Below are 16157 nucleotides of genomic sequence, written 5' to 3' on the forward strand. Positions count from 1 at the left end.
AAATGAAAAGATTCATCGTGACAGGTGCTCTTCATGGCCTATTAGCAGTGGCATTGGGTGCATTTGGTGCACATGCGTTAAAGGAAATATTAGATGAATATAGCCGAGGAATTTGGGAGACTGCTGTTCAATATCAAATGTTTCATGCAACAGGGCTGCTGGTCATTGGTCTATTAATGAGCTCTAAACTATTAGGTGAAGTAAAGCAATTAAATGTAGCAGGTATTTTCTTTAATCTGGGCATTGTGTTCTTCTCAGGTAGCTTATATGTACTGGCGATAAGTGGAATTAAAGTATTGGGTGCCATTACACCAATTGGTGGCGTCCTATTCTTAGCTGGATGGTTACTCATTATTTTATCTGCTTTAAAACATGCTCGCTAATTTAAAGTTAAGACTCTCTTACATTATTTGTAGGAGAGTTTTTTTGTTATAAACGAATTTTTTACGTTGGCGATTTAAATCCTATTCATTTTGTAAGAATTTATAGTACACTACTATTATTACTTGCAATATTTCGAAAATACAAAAAGAGAGGTTATGTAGTATGGAAAAACTATTTGCATTAATAGATGGGTACTATAATGAAATGGTAGGGATTCGTCGTCATTTACATGAATACCCTGAATTATCCTTTGAGGAAGTGGAGACGCCAGCCTATATAGCTGCTTTTCATAGAGAATTGGGTCATGAGGTTCGTGAAGGAGTAGGGGGACGTGGCGTAGTAGCTATATTATGTAGCGGAAAACCTGGTAAGACAGTAGCATTACGTGCTGATTTTGATGCATTAGCGATACAAGAGGAAAATGATGTACCTTATAAATCTAAAGTAGCTGGAAAAATGCATGCATGTGGACATGATGGTCATACAGCAACATTGCTTGGGCTAGCTAAAGCACTCAATGCGATGAAGGATGAAATAACAGGCAATGTGGTGTTTATTCACCAGCATGCAGAGGAAGTAGCACCAGGTGGCGCAAAGCCAATGATAGAGGATGGTTGTTTAGATGGCGTAGATGTTATTTTTGGTACGCACTTATGGGCGCCTACACCACTAGGAGAAATTTTAGTGAAGGATGGAGCCATTATGGCAGCTGCGGATAAAGTAGAAATCACGGTTCAAGGGAAAGGCGGTCATGGCGCAGAGCCACATCATTCCATCGATGCTGTTACCCTTGCCTCACAATTTGTGGTCAATGCTCAACAACTTGTTTCAAGACGCATTGATCCATTAAAATCAGCTGTTTTAACAATTGGTCATTTGGAGGCTATTAATCCGTTTAATGTGATTGCGGATCGAGTGATTTTAGCAGGAACAATTCGTACCTTTGAAGAAGAAGTACGTTCACAAATGGAGCAGGAACTAGAAGCAGTTTTAAATGCGACATGTCTGGCATTTGGGGCAAGCTATGAATATCGTTATACAAGAGGTTATCCGCCTGTATATAACCATCAAAAAGAAACAGAGTTTGTAGCACAGTTGGCGTCTACTGTTCCAGGTGTGGAGCAAGTAATAACATGTCCACCGTTTATGATTGGGGAAGATTTTGCCTATTATTTAGAAAAGGTACCGGGTACTTTCTTCTTCACAGGTGCTAAAAAGCCGGAATGGGAAACTGCCTATCCACATCATCATGCACGCTTTGATTTTGATGAACGTGCCATGCTAATAGCTGCGAAAACTTTAGGGAAAGCAACTTTAACGTATCTAAAAGAGCACTAAATATAGTGAATGATAAAAATCCGCCTACACTCATCGACTTTTGTCAGTGAGCGTATAGCGGATTTTTACATTACAAGATGGCATTATGGATTTTGATTAAAGTAAGCCATTTCCTCATCGTATTCAGCAAAATCGAAATAAATCATAGGGAATAGGAAGCGATGATTGGATTTTAGTTCACGAATAATGACATGATCACGACCAGCGGCTTCTACCACACCACGAACAGTTTTTGTATTTTTTCCCTGTTCCACAGCATGTTCGAAAGAAAAATGGAAGGTAGCTGGTTTTCCGCGATTCAAACGTAAAATATTTTCTATATAGGACTCCTCACGACCAGGTGGTCGTCCGCTCGGAAGAGTGACTGGAGGAGGAGTCATTTGTTGTTGCGTTGTTGGTGTCCAATAATAAGGCATCATCAATTATCAACCTACTTTCTTTTTAAATTTGAGGACAATCTTGTTCAGATGGCGAGAAAAAGCAATGAGATTTGAATCTGCCAGTATTCCATTGACCATACCATTGTGCGGGACAATCCCCCGCTGGCATGAAAAACCACAAGGAGCGAGTAGCTGGATGAAATCTTTCCCCTTGAATCACCCTTTTCGCTAAACGAATGTCTTGTTCACGGGCCCGCTGATAAAAATAACCCTTTTGTGTTGCTTCAAAGCCTCCCGGACGCTGATAAACCATTTGCTCAATCGTTCGAATATCACCAAAATCTAAACAGTCACCTCTTACACGATTAACGCCAACATTCCCAACCATCAGCATGCCTAGCTCTCCTTCACCTTCTGCTTCGGCACGCATTAGCCTTGCTAGTAGGGCAGTCTGTGCATCATTCGTCTTGATAACAGCGATTTTCATACCTCCTCGCAGACAGTATATGCACGAGGGTATTGTAGACATGTTCAATTTTGATAAGAAAGACAATCACACATTAAAGTTACTATGCATATAGTAATCATAACGATAAGTGCCTAGAAAATAATTGAAAACGCTACAAGATCCGATAGTCTTTTAGTCAAAACGGGTAAATAGAAAAAGATAGAATTAGGGGAATGTGAGATGGATGATTTGCATGTGTATTCAATACATGTGAGGTGAGTACTTATGGAAATTGGAGTTTGGTTTGGAATTTTATTAAGTGCGGTACTGGCTTTTCTATTGGGCGAGTTTTATGGACAGCCGCTCCATTGGTATCTCTTTATTGTCATAATTGTAATCGGTTTTTTTATTCAAACTGTTATTTTGATTTTAAAAGTAAAGGACGAACACTCTTGAGGAAGTATGCAGAAATTGAATGGATGAATGAACAAAGTGTCATCGCAGAGAGATGGCACTTTTTTATATTACAAGTATATTAAAGATAGAGCGAGACATACTAAAAGTGACTTTATTTTTGCTTTCAAGAAGGAGCGTTTTCATGCGTATTTTTAGTATGTTTGTAGCCATTATCATCAGTGCTTTTTTAGCAGTTGGGATAGCAGAATACTATCATCAACCATATAATTGGTATTTAGTTTTTCTCATGGTTCTTACTGGGTTCTTTATTCACATCATTATTTTAATATTTGAATCTGAGAATGCTGAAGAAAACGAAATTTAAAAATGCGAGTCCGTTGTGGAGGACTCGCATTTTCTATGTGTATTAAACAGTTAAGAACTTAACTAATTTATCGTTATCAAGTAGGTTTCCGACGAAGAATGCACCGAACTCACCATAGCGAGCAGACACTTCATCAAAGCGCATTTCATATACTAATTTTTTGAATTGTAATACATCGTCTGCGAATAGTGTTACGCCCCATTCGTGATCATCGAAGCCTACTGAGCCAGTAATAATTTGTTTCACTTTACCTGCATAGCCACGACCAATCATTCCATGAGAACGCATTAATGATTTACGCTCATCCATTGATAGCATGTACCAGTTATCGTTGCCTTGACGGCGTTTATCCATTGGGTAGAAGCATACATATTTGGCACGTGGAAGTTCTGGGTATAAACGTGCACGTACATGTGGGTTTTGGTAAGGATCCTCATTTGATTCGCCAGCTAAATAGTTTGAAAGCTCCACAACAGATACATAAGAATATGTAGGAATTGTAAAATCAGCAATTGCTAATTTATTGAATTCTGCTTCAATCTCTTGTAGTTCATCCATTGTTTCACGCAATGTCATAACCATAAAGTCAGCTTTTTGACCCACGATAGCATAAAAGGCATGAGCGCCTGTTTTAGCGATATCTGCTTCGTTCAATTTTTCTAAATAAGCAATAAATTCCTCTATTGCTGCTTGACGTTCTTCTGCAGAAACAAGTTTCCAAGAAGCCCAGTCGATTGAGCGGAAATCATGTAAAGCGTACCATCCATCTAATGTAATTGCTGCTTCATTCATTATTGAAACACTCCTTTATAAGTGAATACCATTCAAAATTAGTTTATCATAGTTTGTACAAAATCCCTAAGTTCATGACAGTAATTCACGAATTTGACACCAACTAAAGATGATGTATTCTAAGAAGAAGATATGTGACTAGAGGAGTACCAATATGAAAAGTATTTTACAACAGCCAATTTGGCGTTTTTATGATCAATCCATTAGTGCCAAGCAACGATCACCATTAGAATCGTTTGCAACGGATGATACGTTGTGCCAATTAGTTGGACAATTAACTTCTCCGCCAACTATTCGTACATGGGTCCATGAGGCATCCGTTGTGCTTGGTATTCAAGATCATCGTTTGCCGTATGTTCAGCAAGGTATGGATTTACTAGAGTCTAGAGGCTATCATCCAATCGTTCGTAACTCTGGTGGATTAGCAGTTGTGCTAGATGAAGGAGTCCTCAATATTTCTATTGTATTGTCTGAACAATCAGAGTCGCTTAGTATAAACGATGGCTATGATGTGATGGTAGACCTTGTGAAGGGATTGTTTCCAGAAGTAGCTGATAAAATAGAAGCTTATGAAATTGTAGGCTCCTATTGCCCTGGCTCTTATGATCTAAGTATTGAGGGGAAAAAATTTGCTGGTATATCCCAAAGACGCTTACGCCAAGGAGTGGCTGTGCAAATTTATTTATGTATTGAAGGAAGTGGCTCACAACGTGCGGCACTCATTCGTGACTTTTATGAAGTAAGCTTGCGACAAGAGGAGACAAAGTTTATTTATCCTCAAATCGTACCTGAAGTGATGGCATCATTATCAGAGCTTGTTGACCCCGATTTAACAGTAGAAGGGGTGGTTATTCGTCTACAGCAATTACTTCATCAGTTGTCCGAGGAAGTTCGTCCACAATCTTTCTATGATGAAGAATTAACATTATACGGTTTCTATTTACAGCGAGTATTTGAGCGTAATGCCAAAATGCTTGAACGAAAATAATAGGCTGATTATATGAAACATAAAAGGGAAAAGCGATGCTGCTAATTTAGCGCATCGCCATTTTCTGATTGATAAACTGGGCCACTTGTTACGAGATTTCCGTTTTTCTCCATTTTGAAAACGGGTGCAATTCGCTCTTCTTCTTCATCCAGTGTTACAAGACGTCGAGCACGATTCATAATTTGAACAAACTGCTCGTAATCTTTGCGGATTGCTCGATTTTCTTCCTCTAGTTTTGTAATAGTTTTCTCTAGTTTTTTATTTTTCTCAGATGTTACATGTACTAGCTGTCTCCATTTTGAAGATTCATTTCCTACTTCACCAGAATGCTGTAAACGTAGTAAATAAGCTATCACAATATCAAGAGAAAGAGCAGATAGCGGAATTGATTTTCCTTCCGCAGCACTATTATTCACGGTAAACATACTAGAGGCACGACGTCTCGCTGGTGCTCCTAACACTCGCATTCTCTCTTTTCTTTCTTTTTTAGCCTCTGCTAATTGTTCCTCATATTCTTTACGAACAACCGCATTCCAACGGAAACCACAGGCTGCAGCAGTACGATTTAATGCATCACCAGCTTCTTCAAAAGCATTGAGCTGTGTGCTACCTTCCGTCACATGACGAATAACCGCCTCTGCTAATAATTCATCGTTTTCTTGTAACCAAGCATCTTGTCTTATTTTACTCATCTTAAAATCCTCCCACCTTTATTTGGAACTTGTTATGTAAGACTAGCATGACCAATCTTTTAACCTTTTATTCATCTATGTAGAAGGAATTATGCTTGAATAGAAGGGGAAAAGTACGATACAATACCCGATGTAGGTTTGTGCACATGCTGCATACTTAAATATGTGAAGGTCATGTGTTCAATAGAGCGATATTTTGTTGAAAAAATACTATATAGAAAGGGTTGTTGACAAAATGGCAAACGAATTTAAAGTTTGCGATGAATGTCAGGCCGTTAACTTAAAGACGTTAATTCCAAAATTAAAGGAAATCGATCCTGATGCAACCATCGAAATTGGCTGTCATTCTTATTGTGGCCCAGGACGCAAAAAAACATTCACCTTTGTAAATAGTCGCCCTGTTGCAGCACTAACAGAAGACGAACTAATGGAAAAGGTTTTAGCAAAATTAAAGAATAAGTAAAATAAAAAGCTATCTCTATTTGTTAGGGATAGCTTTTCATGTTGTTGAAAAAAGATATTGTCATTAGTAGAAAATGACCTTTTGGCAAGGTGAGGAGGTGATTTCCGTTCCGCCAGCGTCCTTTCCAGGGAGACGTCACTCTAATCAACCGTACTACAAAAGTGTCTTTTTTGTCTTACATACTAGTAGTAGTGAATAAAATAGCCCATGATTTCTATTTTTAAAGAAAGGATAGCCTCTTAATTTTCAATGTGGAGAAGTGATTGATTTCAACAACCATCATCTTCGTTTGATTTGTAAAAGCTTTGCTAAATTTTGTTGAACGGAAAATCTTTCCCACCTCTCATCTTTCATAAAAATGCCATTGTTTTTCAACACTTTGCTATCTCTACATATTAGGTATAGCATTTGCTTTGTATATTTTTAAGTTGCTGTGAATATTAGATCAATAGAAATTTACAATAAATAGGCATATGGCGAAAAAAGGTTGTTAGTATCTATAGAAAAAAGTTAATAAGTATGCTAGTCCTAGATTTATGGCATATAATAGAACTATCACAAAATGGAGGTGCTATCCAAATGACATATGCAAACGCTAAATTACAAGAAGAGAAGGTATTTAAAGACCCTGTTCACCGATATGTACATGTTCGCGATCAAGTGATATGGGATTTAGTGGGTACAAGAGAATTTCAGCGTTTACGCAGAGTTCGTCAGCTAGGTACCACATTTTTAGTATTTCATGGGGCGGAACACAGCCGCTTTAGTCATTCACTTGGTGTTTACGAAATTGTACGCCGCATAGTAGATGATATCTTCGTCGGTCGTCCCGATTGGGATGAAGGGGAAAGACTATTAGTATTATGTGCAGCCCTTTTGCATGATTTAGGGCACGGTCCATTTTCACATGCCTTTGAAAATGTCTTCGAACTGGATCATGAATACTATACAAGGCAAATTTTATTAGGGGATACAGAGGTAAATGCTGTTTTAAGAAAAGTAGCAGATGATTTTCCAGAAAAGGTCTCGCAAGTGATTGAAAAGACATATCCGAATAAGCAAGTCATCAGTTTAATTTCCAGCCAAATTGATGCGGATCGTATGGATTACTTACAACGTGATGCTTATTTTACAGGTGTCAGCTATGGTCACTTTGATATGGAGCGGATTTTAAGAGTAATGCGTCCACGTAAAAACCAAGTGGTTATTAAAGCAACAGGCATGCATGCAGTGGAAGATTATATTATGAGCCGCTATCAAATGTACTTGCAAATTTATTTCCACCCTGTGTCACGGAGTGCGGAAGTTATTTTAAATAATATTTTAAAAAGAGTTAAACAATTAAGCCAAGAAGGTTATACATTTAAGCATGAACCTACTCACTTCTTAGCATTTTTTCGCAATGCTATTACATTAGAGGATTATCTTGCTTTAGATGAGAGTATACTTTTTACATATTTTCAGCTATGGATGCAAGAGGGGGATGCTATTCTAAGTGATTTAAGTCGACGCTTTGTTAATCGTAAGCTATTCCAATACATTGATTTAGATCCCGGTGTTGAGCTAGATAAATATCAAAAACTACAAGAGCTTTTCAAGCAAGCAGACCTGAATCCAGATTATTATCTTGTTCATGATACAACGGCAGATTTGCCCTATGATTTTTATAGACCTGGGGAGGAAGAGGTGCGTGTGCCGATTTTTCTAGAAATGAAAAATGGCGAGCTACGAGAGCTTTCGCGTGAATCCATCATCGTTGATTCCATTTCAGGTCGTATGAAACGAGACCATAAAATCTATTTTCCATTAGATTTCTTAGAGGATGACTCTATTCACTCAACTATTAAAAAACAAATCTTAACACTGTTAAGAGAAGACAGCAAATAAAATAAGAATAAACAAAGCAGTAAACACGTTCAAATAAGAGCGTTGTTTACTGCTTTTTTGTATGTATACATGATTTGTTTAGAATTTGTTCAGGACCCCTAGTTATAATGGAACAAAAATCCTAAAGGGGGGTGAGGCCAATTATTGTAGGTGTCACAAAAGTAGTGCTTATAAAATAAAAAGTGAAAAAGGCTATAATTTGTTAATTCTTATGACCTATGTTAGCATACAATTTGGCTTTTATTCACAAGAGTGACAAGTTAATTTTAGGAAAGAGGGAGCAACTGATTGTTTGTAGCACGCCTTTCCTAAACAGTGAAAGGAAGCTATCGTCATAGCAAACAATTCAAGCTCTCTATCTATTAGAAAAGAGGAGAGACATGAGGAAAAAAATGAACATTGCTATGCTGACCATGTTGTTAGTGTTCCAAACACTACTAAGTCCACTGTCAGCATTTGCAGCAGATGACCTTTCAACACCACCAGTCGCAAATGACAATGGTGCGGAGGCCGGAATGGCAGAAAACCTATCTACGCCTGTCGACGATGGCACAGATTTGACAGAAGACTACACAGGTGAAGAAGACCTTTCTACAACTCCATCGGAAAATGAAAACACGGAGCAAGCTCCTGAGGGCGAGGCTCCTGAAGAAGAAAAAGCAGCAGTTGAGCCTGTGAAAACATTGCCAATGAATGCGGCACCATTAGCGGCTCAAGAAATTCCAGCTTCACTATCATCATTTGTGATGAAAATTGGTGGAACAACGGTTGGAGCAGGTGAATTTGGTACAGAGCTAGATCCAAATACAACAGCTAACTTCACTGTTAAATTTTCCGTACCAATGCAAGATAGTCAAGGCGAAGCATGGGGAGACGGGAGCTGGTTTGAATTCCAACTGCCGCAATCATTAATTGACTTTGATGGGGCATTTACAGGAAGCAGAACAGTGAACGGTATCACATATAATTATGTAACTACAGATAATAAAGTACGTGTAGAGTTAAGCGGTATGGAACCAGGCTCAGGCAGCTCTCAACCGGAGGAATTAAGCATTACATTTAATTCTGGATTTAACCTCCTTTCTGATAACATTGAGCAAGAGCTGGAAATTCCAGCAGCCACTGGTGGTAGTGAGATAATTAAAGCACAATTTAGTTTTTTACCTTCAACGAGCAACAAAAAGGTAAGTAAGTCAAAACTAGGCACTCCTACACCAACAGCAAGTGGTAACCATGAAATGGAATGGCAAGTATGGGTTAATGAAGCGGGTAAATCATTAAGCAATCCAACTTTGACAGACGATCCAACATCACATGAAATTATGGCTAATTCCGTGAATGTATATCAATATGTGGTTGGTCTTAATGGTGTAAGAACAAGTACTGAAACGAATGTTCTTACAAATGGTAGTTGGAGCGATATTGAAAGTAAGTTGACTGGTAAATATGCATATAAAATTACGTACAAAACGTCTGTAACATTAGATGCTGATAAACGTGATGGTGCAGTTAACTTTCATAACAAGGTACTATTTACTAACAATGGGCAACTAGAAACTTCTAATACGGCTACTCACACCATTACGTATGGTAAAGCACTAGATAAAAAGCTAGTGAGCAATACAAACTATGAAACAAAATGGCGTATTGATTATAATCATAATCTGTTAAGTATCGATCAAGCTGATGCCTATATTGAAGATACAATCCAAGGTCCTCACGAAATTGATGCATCAAGCATTAAAGTATATAAAATGAATGATGCGGCTGGCAATGTGGCGACAACAGTTTCGGAAGCTAATAGAGTAACAAGTGGATTTACTATTACTCCTACTCCTACTCCTGCAACTGGAGATGTTAAAAGTTTCACATTAACCTTTGATAACGGTATTTCAGATGCCTATACAATAGTGTATGATGCGAACTATACTAAACAGGATTTTTATGAAAATGAAGCAGGTCTGTTTAACAATAGTGTGACAAGTGGTTCAGGTAAAGAGAAGAATATAGACTATGCACTTACAGAAAACTTATTAAAAAAATCATATACAGTTGATTTTGATAAAAAAGTAATTACATGGACGGTCGACATTATATCTGATAATCCAACTAAACCAATTAACAACCTAAAACTAACAGATACATTTACAGCAGGTGCTGCAGATGGGGTGCATGAGTTAATAGATAACACTGTAAAGCTTAATGGTATAGCAACTACTTATATTCTAATTGATGGAGATAAGAAAAAAGGCTTTACAATTTCAGGTATTAATGTACCAGCAGGTAGTACATCAACTATCACTTATCAAACGAGCTTCGCAATTGGTGATGAGGGTACTGTACAAAAGCAAGGGTATGGCAATACAGCTGCTACAGAGTGGACTAGTGGCGGTAAAACATATAAAAAGTCATCTTCAACGAGTTATATCCCACAGTCAACTACTGTTAACAATGGCAGCAAATCGGGAACCTTTAACTACTCCACGCAGCGATTTACATGGGATGTGAAAGTGAATATCAATAAAAAGGATATTAATGGAGCCGTTTTAATTGATACAGTTGGTGAGGGACATAAGTATTTACCAGGAACAATTGAAGTATTACCTTTAACTGACTTAGGTGGTAGTGATACAGGTGGAACGATTGGTACTACACCGATTAACTCGAGTAATTACACAATCTCGGCTGAATCAGATAAAGGCTTTACATTAAAATTCAGTGATTCCTTAGCAGGAGACATAAACTACCAAGCATACGTTGTTCGTTATAACACAATGGATGACGATCATATTTTAGGTATTGGTTCTGATACGGCTACTGATAGAGGGAATGTTTACACGAATGATGCCACATTTAAAACAAAAGGTACGCAAGAATTTACGCTTGAATCAAAGCCAGTAACGATTGACGAGGATGTAGCGAATAATTTAGTGACAAAAAATACACCACAACAAAACGCGAATACAGAAACAATTACTTGGACATTAGATGTGAATAGATCTCATTCTAATTTAGGTCAAAATGTCATCTTAACAGATTTACCAGGTAATAATTTAATGTTATTGGAAAGTAGTATTCTATTAACACCATATACAGTATCTAAAACTGGTATTCAAAAAGGAACTACTTGGCAAACACCTTCGCAATTAGGGGTAACGGTCACATTCGATACACAAGGTGGCTTTAGCCTCGAATTTCCTGATTTAAATCAAAAGGGGTATCAAGTACAGTATAAAACAATAGGCTTTGGTCAATTTGGGGATGCATTGGAAAATACAGCAACATTGCATTATACGGGTCAAACAAAAGCTAATCAAAAAACAGAGAGCGACTATAAGGATAAATTTAGCTTTAGTAGCTCTGAATCAGATTTTACGTCAACACGAGGCAGTGCTAAATTTAAAAAGATTGGTATCGATTCAGCTACAGGCCAATTTAAAGAAAATTTAGCTGGTGTTGAATTCCAACTTATTAAAAAAACTGCAAAACCGAATGAATATATTATCCAAACAGCTACTACAGATGTAAATGGTGAATTCACATTTGAAAATGTACCGTACAACGATTATCTTATTCGTGAAGTAGCTGCACCAACTGGTTATAGTAAGATGTCTGACTTTAAATTTAAGTTAGATGAAAACACGACACTAGATAAGCAACCAGACTTCATTACACAACTTGTCAATACAACACCAATCATTGGTGGTAGTTGTACACAATTTGAAATAGCGATTAAGGATGTTGATGGTCATTCCATTACAACAGGCACAGTTACATTAAAGGATCACAATGGTATAGAAACAGCGCCGTACACAGTAACAAATGGCAAAGTGACATTACCGAATCATTTTACTGCTGGTGAGTATACAGTAACTCATTCAGTTGAAGGTGAATTAGGGAAGGTAACAGTGAAATATGACGGCGGATGTAAAGCTGAGGTTCAACCAGTACCAAAATGTGAAAACTACACAATTGTTGTGAAAGATGATCAAGGTAATATTCGTACTAATATTTTAGAATTAACATTAAAGCAAGGTACTACAGTAGTGACAAAGGTATCTCCTGACGCATCAGGTAAGTTTATTGTTGAATCCAATCAAAACGATCCTACTAATGGTGTAAAACCTGGTGAATATACATTGTATGAGGGTAATCAATTCTTAGGTACAGTCACACTAACGTACAAGAAAAGCTGCGATTATGAATTTACAATTATACAAGCACCGAAGTGCGAAACATTCGAATTAACGGTCAAAGATGTTGATGGAGAATTAGTAGCAGATAAAACGGAAGTAACAATTAAAGATATAGATGGCAAGACGATAGCTACTGAGGAAACAAAAGACGGTAAAGTAGAATTAAAAGATTTAGAACCAGGTGTTTACGTAGTATTTGATAAGGATGGCAATAAAATTGGCGATTTCGCAAGTAATATTCATTGTCAAGCAACGGTTCAACCAAAACCGGCTTGCGAGCGCTTTACTGTAGCATTGAAAGATGAAAATAATGTGTTGGTTAAGGCTGGTAAAGATGTTGTCATTAAAGATAAACAAGGTAACATTATTTCAACAGTGATAGAAGCAGATGGTAGTATTACATTTATTTCTGAAGATGTACTTGCAGGAAAGTATGAGGTTTACGACAACAAAGTTTATTTAGGCGAAATTGAGGTTTCTTATAAACAAACTTGTAAAGCTGAATTACCTATTGCTCCAGCTTGTCCAAACTTTACATTAACAATTAACAATATGTATGGTCAGCCACGTGAAGGTGTGAAAGTTACGTTTACAGATGAAAATGGTAAAGCGGTAGAAGAGAATGGGTTAATAGAATTTGTTACAGATAGCAAAGGGCAAATTACGATTAACCACTCATTGATCAAACCGGGTAAATATATAGTTAGGGAGAATGGTAATACCATTATTGGGACAGTTACAGTAGGTAATACATGTGAGGCTAAAATACAGCCGACACCACCTACAACAGATCCAGGACAACCAGTGGAGCCGAACAATCCAAACCCAGATCCGACTAAACCAGTAGATCCAAATAAGCCAAACCCAGATCCAACTAAACCGGTAGATCCAAATAAGCCAAACCCAGATCCAACTAAACCAGTAGATCCAAATAATCCAAATCCAGATCCAGATCCAGATCCAACTAAACCGGTAGATCCAAATAAGCCGAACACAGATTCAAATAAACCAGTGGATCCAAGTAAGCCAACGACAGATCCTAACAAACCAACGACCCCTGATAATGGTGGTACATCAGTACAAAATGTGATTGATCAAGGGAAGCAATTACCACCATATCATCCATCTAACGCTACAAAAGATACGTTAGATGCCTATAAAGATTTCCTTAATAGATATAGTAAGCTATCTAAAGACCAACAGGCAGAGGTAGCCCAAGCGATTGATATTAATCAAATCAAGGCAGACACAGCACGCTTAGAAGCGCTGCTAAGAGCACAAGGTAAATTACCACAAACAGATGGAGCAAATCAAACAGCTCTTGTCTTTGTTGGTTTACTACTTGTAGCTGGGGCAGTATGGTTTATGCGCCGCCGTGAAACAGAGGTATAATAAGAAAAAGCGTCATCCTTTTTAGGATGGCGCTTTTTCATGTTGTTGAAAAAAGGTAATGTCAACGGCATAATAAGCAATTTTGTAAGGCGAGGGGTTGATTTCCGTTCCGCCAGCGTCCTTTCCAGGGGGCGTCCGATGAGCCGCTCCACTCACTGCGTTCGCTCCAGGGTCTCCTCTGTGACGCTAAATCCCCTAGGAGTGACGCTGGCTCCACTCCAATCAACCATTCTGCAAAAGTGTCTTTTCCTGAACAAAATAGCCCATTATTTATATTATAAGAGAGGATAGCCTCTTACTTTCAATGTGGAGAAGCGATGTGTGACAACACCCCTCCATAAAAGAGTAGTGAATACCTTCACTTTTTTGCTAAAAAGTGAACATTTTTATGGATTGGAGTGGAAGGCTACTTGACTCCCGTGGGAATAGCGAGACAGGCGAGCCTCTAAACGGAGCGGTAGCAGAGGAAGCGGCTCGGCGCTCGCCCACAGGAAAGCAAGTAGCCTGCAACGGAAATCCTTTTTCACCTTTCATATAAATTCTATGGATGGTTTTGTTTTTCAACACTATGAAAAAGCGTCATCCTTTTTAGGATGGCGCTTTTTGCGTATTGCTTGCATCAAAAGGTTCCTTTGGCATTTTCTAACGAGTAGCTTTGAACAAAATCTGCTTGTAATGCCAGTCGTTTAGAACCTTTTTCTGCACATGTAATCAATGTTAGTGTAGTTTGATTGGGAATATCGTCAATGATATAAACATCAGTTGCAGCAATGATTTTTTTCGTTGTTAATTTATACTCATAGACATCTTTCATATCCGTGATATAGATGATATCGCCAATTTGTGCTTGATAGAGTGGGCTGAATAAAATATCTTTTTCCTCAAAGTAGTGACCAGCCAATGCATAGTTCCCTTGACCGAGCTGTTGGTTGGGTTTCATCGTACCTGCTCCAATAGCAAGTACAGAATGGCCAACACCTTTTAAAATTGGTAGCTGCATATGTACACTTGGAACAGCAATACTGCCGATAACAGGCATATTACTAGCTTTTACTTGTGCTTGGAGTACCTCAGCGATAGATAATGATTGAACGGCTTCAAACTCAAAATCAGCTGCTGCTTTTTTGTTTTTTTCAATGTCTTTAACGCTGTAGTCAGTTGTATTTAATTGGTCACTCAAATGAGCGATAATAGCATGTTGAATCGGATTAATAAATATTAATAATAGGCCAAAAAGTAACACGCAAACGAGCAAGGTCAGTCTAAATTTATTCATTTTGTATAACACATCCTAGTTATTGAAATAACGGAACGATGATTGTCAGTTTAAAAATGGGTAGAGCTAAGATGCTCTACCCATCTTCATCTTATTTATCACTAAAACGAACGCCTGCAACCCCATAATGGTTTTTTGACATTTCTTCGATAAAAACTGTTACATTTTCTGCAGGTGCATTAACTGTACGCGAAACGGCCTCTGTTACTTCCTTTACAAGGGCGCGTTTTTGCTCCTCTGTACGACCTTCAAGCATTTTCACTGTTACGTATGGCATAATATTGCCTCCTTTATAGAATAATGTTGTATAGTTAGTTTATAAGAAAGTATAAACTTCTTACTTGCGTTGAGGCATAAGTGCGCGTTAGAAATAGTGTGTTATACGACAAAATATACGCGATATGCTTTCCTTTATAATAGCAGAATGGAGGATATTTAAGTATGGCAAATGAAGAAAAACCAAAACAAAAAATGGGTTTTACCATTATAAAAAACGATCCAACAGATGGACATAAAGGGTTTGGAATTGGTTCACTTTCATTAGAGAATGTATCGCCCGTTATGATTGATGTAGAAGAGGGGACAGCTACTGTTGAAATTGGTGCCATGCATGCACGAAGTGATGTTGAGCGAGGTATTAAATTTACGATGGACCGTGCTGATTCAGAAGGTGGGAAATCCTATTGGTTAGTGTGGGTGACGGTAGACCATAAAGAAGATGGACCCTATTATGCGGGTGTAACAGCTTGTGAAATGGTCGTTAACCGTGAAAAGAGACGTGGCTATAAAATTCTAGCTGACCATGTGAACAAAATGGATAAATCCATGAAGCGTCAGATTATTGTAGAGCATATGGATGCACCGTCTAAAAAAGTGTTGGCTACTTTCCTAGAGCAACTTAATCCAGATTTGTGGGGACGTAGTGATGAGCAACTGCGTCAAGACTTATTTGTCGAATAGACCAATAATGATTGAACAATCTGTGACATTTTGCGATCGCTTTCGATATTAGGTTGAAAGTGGGTTTGAAACAAAGTACACTTGATGCAGAGCTTACATTTTAGTAAGCTAGGACACTTGGTATCGCGAATATGATGAGCGCTATGCGGCATTTGAATAACCCAAACCCAAGCCAAATGC

Annotated in this window: 15 protein-coding genes; 9 read left to right on the forward strand and 6 right to left on the reverse strand. The window is 38.0% G+C overall.

Features of this window, described 5'->3' with window-relative positions:
* The first annotated feature begins 2 nt into the window (after window positions 1–2).
* Together NV349_RS02540 and NV349_RS02545 are read left to right on the forward strand one after the other, a co-directional pair.
* Window positions 3–383: a DUF423 domain-containing protein gene (locus NV349_RS02540; RefSeq protein WP_036117383.1), complete on the forward strand. Its 381-nt coding sequence runs from the start codon at window positions 3–5 to the stop codon at window positions 381–383.
* A gap of 163 nt (window positions 384–546) precedes the next feature.
* Window positions 547–1722 carry a M20 family metallopeptidase gene (locus tag NV349_RS02545; protein ID WP_036117381.1) on the forward strand — a complete coding sequence of 392 codons (1176 nt, stop codon included), beginning with the start codon at window positions 547–549 and terminating at the stop codon, window positions 1720–1722.
* 83 nt (window positions 1723–1805) lie between these two features.
* Here NV349_RS02545 and gerQ read toward each other — a convergent pair whose 3' ends face one another.
* Window positions 1806–2141, reverse strand: coding sequence for a spore coat protein GerQ (gene gerQ / locus NV349_RS02550; protein WP_004227629.1), 336 nt, complete (start codon window positions 2139–2141; stop codon window positions 1806–1808).
* A gap of 22 nt (window positions 2142–2163) precedes the next feature.
* Window positions 2164–2589, reverse strand: coding sequence for a cell wall hydrolase (locus NV349_RS02555; RefSeq protein WP_036117377.1), 426 nt, complete (start codon window positions 2587–2589; stop codon window positions 2164–2166).
* A 246-nt stretch (window positions 2590–2835) separates the two neighbouring features.
* Here NV349_RS02555 and NV349_RS02560 point away from each other — a divergent pair, with 246 nt between their 5' ends.
* Window positions 2836–3006: a hypothetical protein gene (locus NV349_RS02560; protein ID WP_170829838.1), complete on the forward strand. Its 171-nt coding sequence runs from the start codon at window positions 2836–2838 to the stop codon at window positions 3004–3006.
* Window positions 3007–3148: 142 nt separating this feature from the next.
* Window positions 3149–3331, forward strand: a complete 183-nt coding sequence (locus NV349_RS02565; RefSeq protein ID WP_036117367.1) for a hypothetical protein — start codon at window positions 3149–3151, stop codon at window positions 3329–3331.
* 42 nt (window positions 3332–3373) lie between these two features.
* On the opposite strand, the gene hemQ is transcribed toward NV349_RS02565, so the two are convergent.
* Window positions 3374–4123, reverse strand: coding sequence for a hydrogen peroxide-dependent heme synthase (hemQ, locus tag NV349_RS02570; RefSeq protein ID WP_036117365.1), 750 nt, complete (start codon window positions 4121–4123; stop codon window positions 3374–3376).
* A gap of 154 nt (window positions 4124–4277) precedes the next feature.
* Between hemQ and NV349_RS02575 the strand changes: the two genes are divergently transcribed.
* Entirely contained in the window at window positions 4278–5111 is an 834-nt protein-coding gene (locus NV349_RS02575; RefSeq protein ID WP_271912328.1) for an octanoyl-[GcvH]:protein N-octanoyltransferase, read from the forward strand.
* A 41-nt stretch (window positions 5112–5152) separates the two neighbouring features.
* On the opposite strand, the gene NV349_RS02580 is transcribed toward NV349_RS02575, so the two are convergent.
* Window positions 5153–5803: an RsfA family transcriptional regulator gene (locus NV349_RS02580; protein ID WP_036117361.1), complete on the reverse strand. Its 651-nt coding sequence runs from the start codon at window positions 5801–5803 to the stop codon at window positions 5153–5155.
* A 235-nt stretch (window positions 5804–6038) separates the two neighbouring features.
* On the opposite strand from NV349_RS02580, the gene NV349_RS02585 reads away from it, so the two are divergent.
* The 3 genes from NV349_RS02585 to NV349_RS02595 all read left to right on the forward strand — a co-directional run bounded on the left by NV349_RS02585 (window position 6039) and on the right by NV349_RS02595 (window position 13741).
* Window positions 6039–6266: a YuzB family protein gene (locus tag NV349_RS02585; RefSeq protein ID WP_036117359.1), complete on the forward strand. Its 228-nt coding sequence runs from the start codon at window positions 6039–6041 to the stop codon at window positions 6264–6266.
* Between the two features lie 579 nt (window positions 6267–6845).
* Complete coding sequence (locus NV349_RS02590; RefSeq protein ID WP_080717019.1) at window positions 6846–8153, forward strand: HD domain-containing protein; 1308 nt, start codon at window positions 6846–6848, stop codon at window positions 8151–8153.
* A gap of 380 nt (window positions 8154–8533) precedes the next feature.
* On the forward strand, window positions 8534–13741 hold the full coding sequence (locus tag NV349_RS02595; RefSeq protein WP_271912329.1) for a collagen binding domain-containing protein: 5208 nt from the start codon (window positions 8534–8536) through the stop codon (window positions 13739–13741).
* 619 nt (window positions 13742–14360) lie between these two features.
* Here the strand turns inward: NV349_RS02595 and NV349_RS02600 are convergent.
* Together NV349_RS02600 and NV349_RS02605 are read right to left on the reverse strand one after the other, a co-directional pair.
* On the reverse strand, window positions 14361–15017 hold the full coding sequence (locus NV349_RS02600) for a class A sortase (protein ID WP_036121527.1): 657 nt from the start codon (window positions 15015–15017) through the stop codon (window positions 14361–14363).
* 91 nt (window positions 15018–15108) lie between these two features.
* Window positions 15109–15294, reverse strand: a complete 186-nt coding sequence (locus NV349_RS02605; RefSeq protein ID WP_004231516.1) for a 2-hydroxymuconate tautomerase — start codon at window positions 15292–15294, stop codon at window positions 15109–15111.
* A gap of 164 nt (window positions 15295–15458) precedes the next feature.
* On the opposite strand from NV349_RS02605, the gene NV349_RS02610 reads away from it, so the two are divergent.
* Complete coding sequence (locus tag NV349_RS02610; RefSeq protein ID WP_036121521.1) at window positions 15459–15977, forward strand: YwhD family protein; 519 nt, start codon at window positions 15459–15461, stop codon at window positions 15975–15977.
* The last annotated feature ends 180 nt before the right edge of the window (window positions 15978–16157 follow it).

It is taken from the genome of Lysinibacillus sp. OF-1 (assembly GCF_028356935.1).
GTDB lineage: Bacteria > Bacillota > Bacilli > Bacillales_A > Planococcaceae > Lysinibacillus > Lysinibacillus fusiformis_D.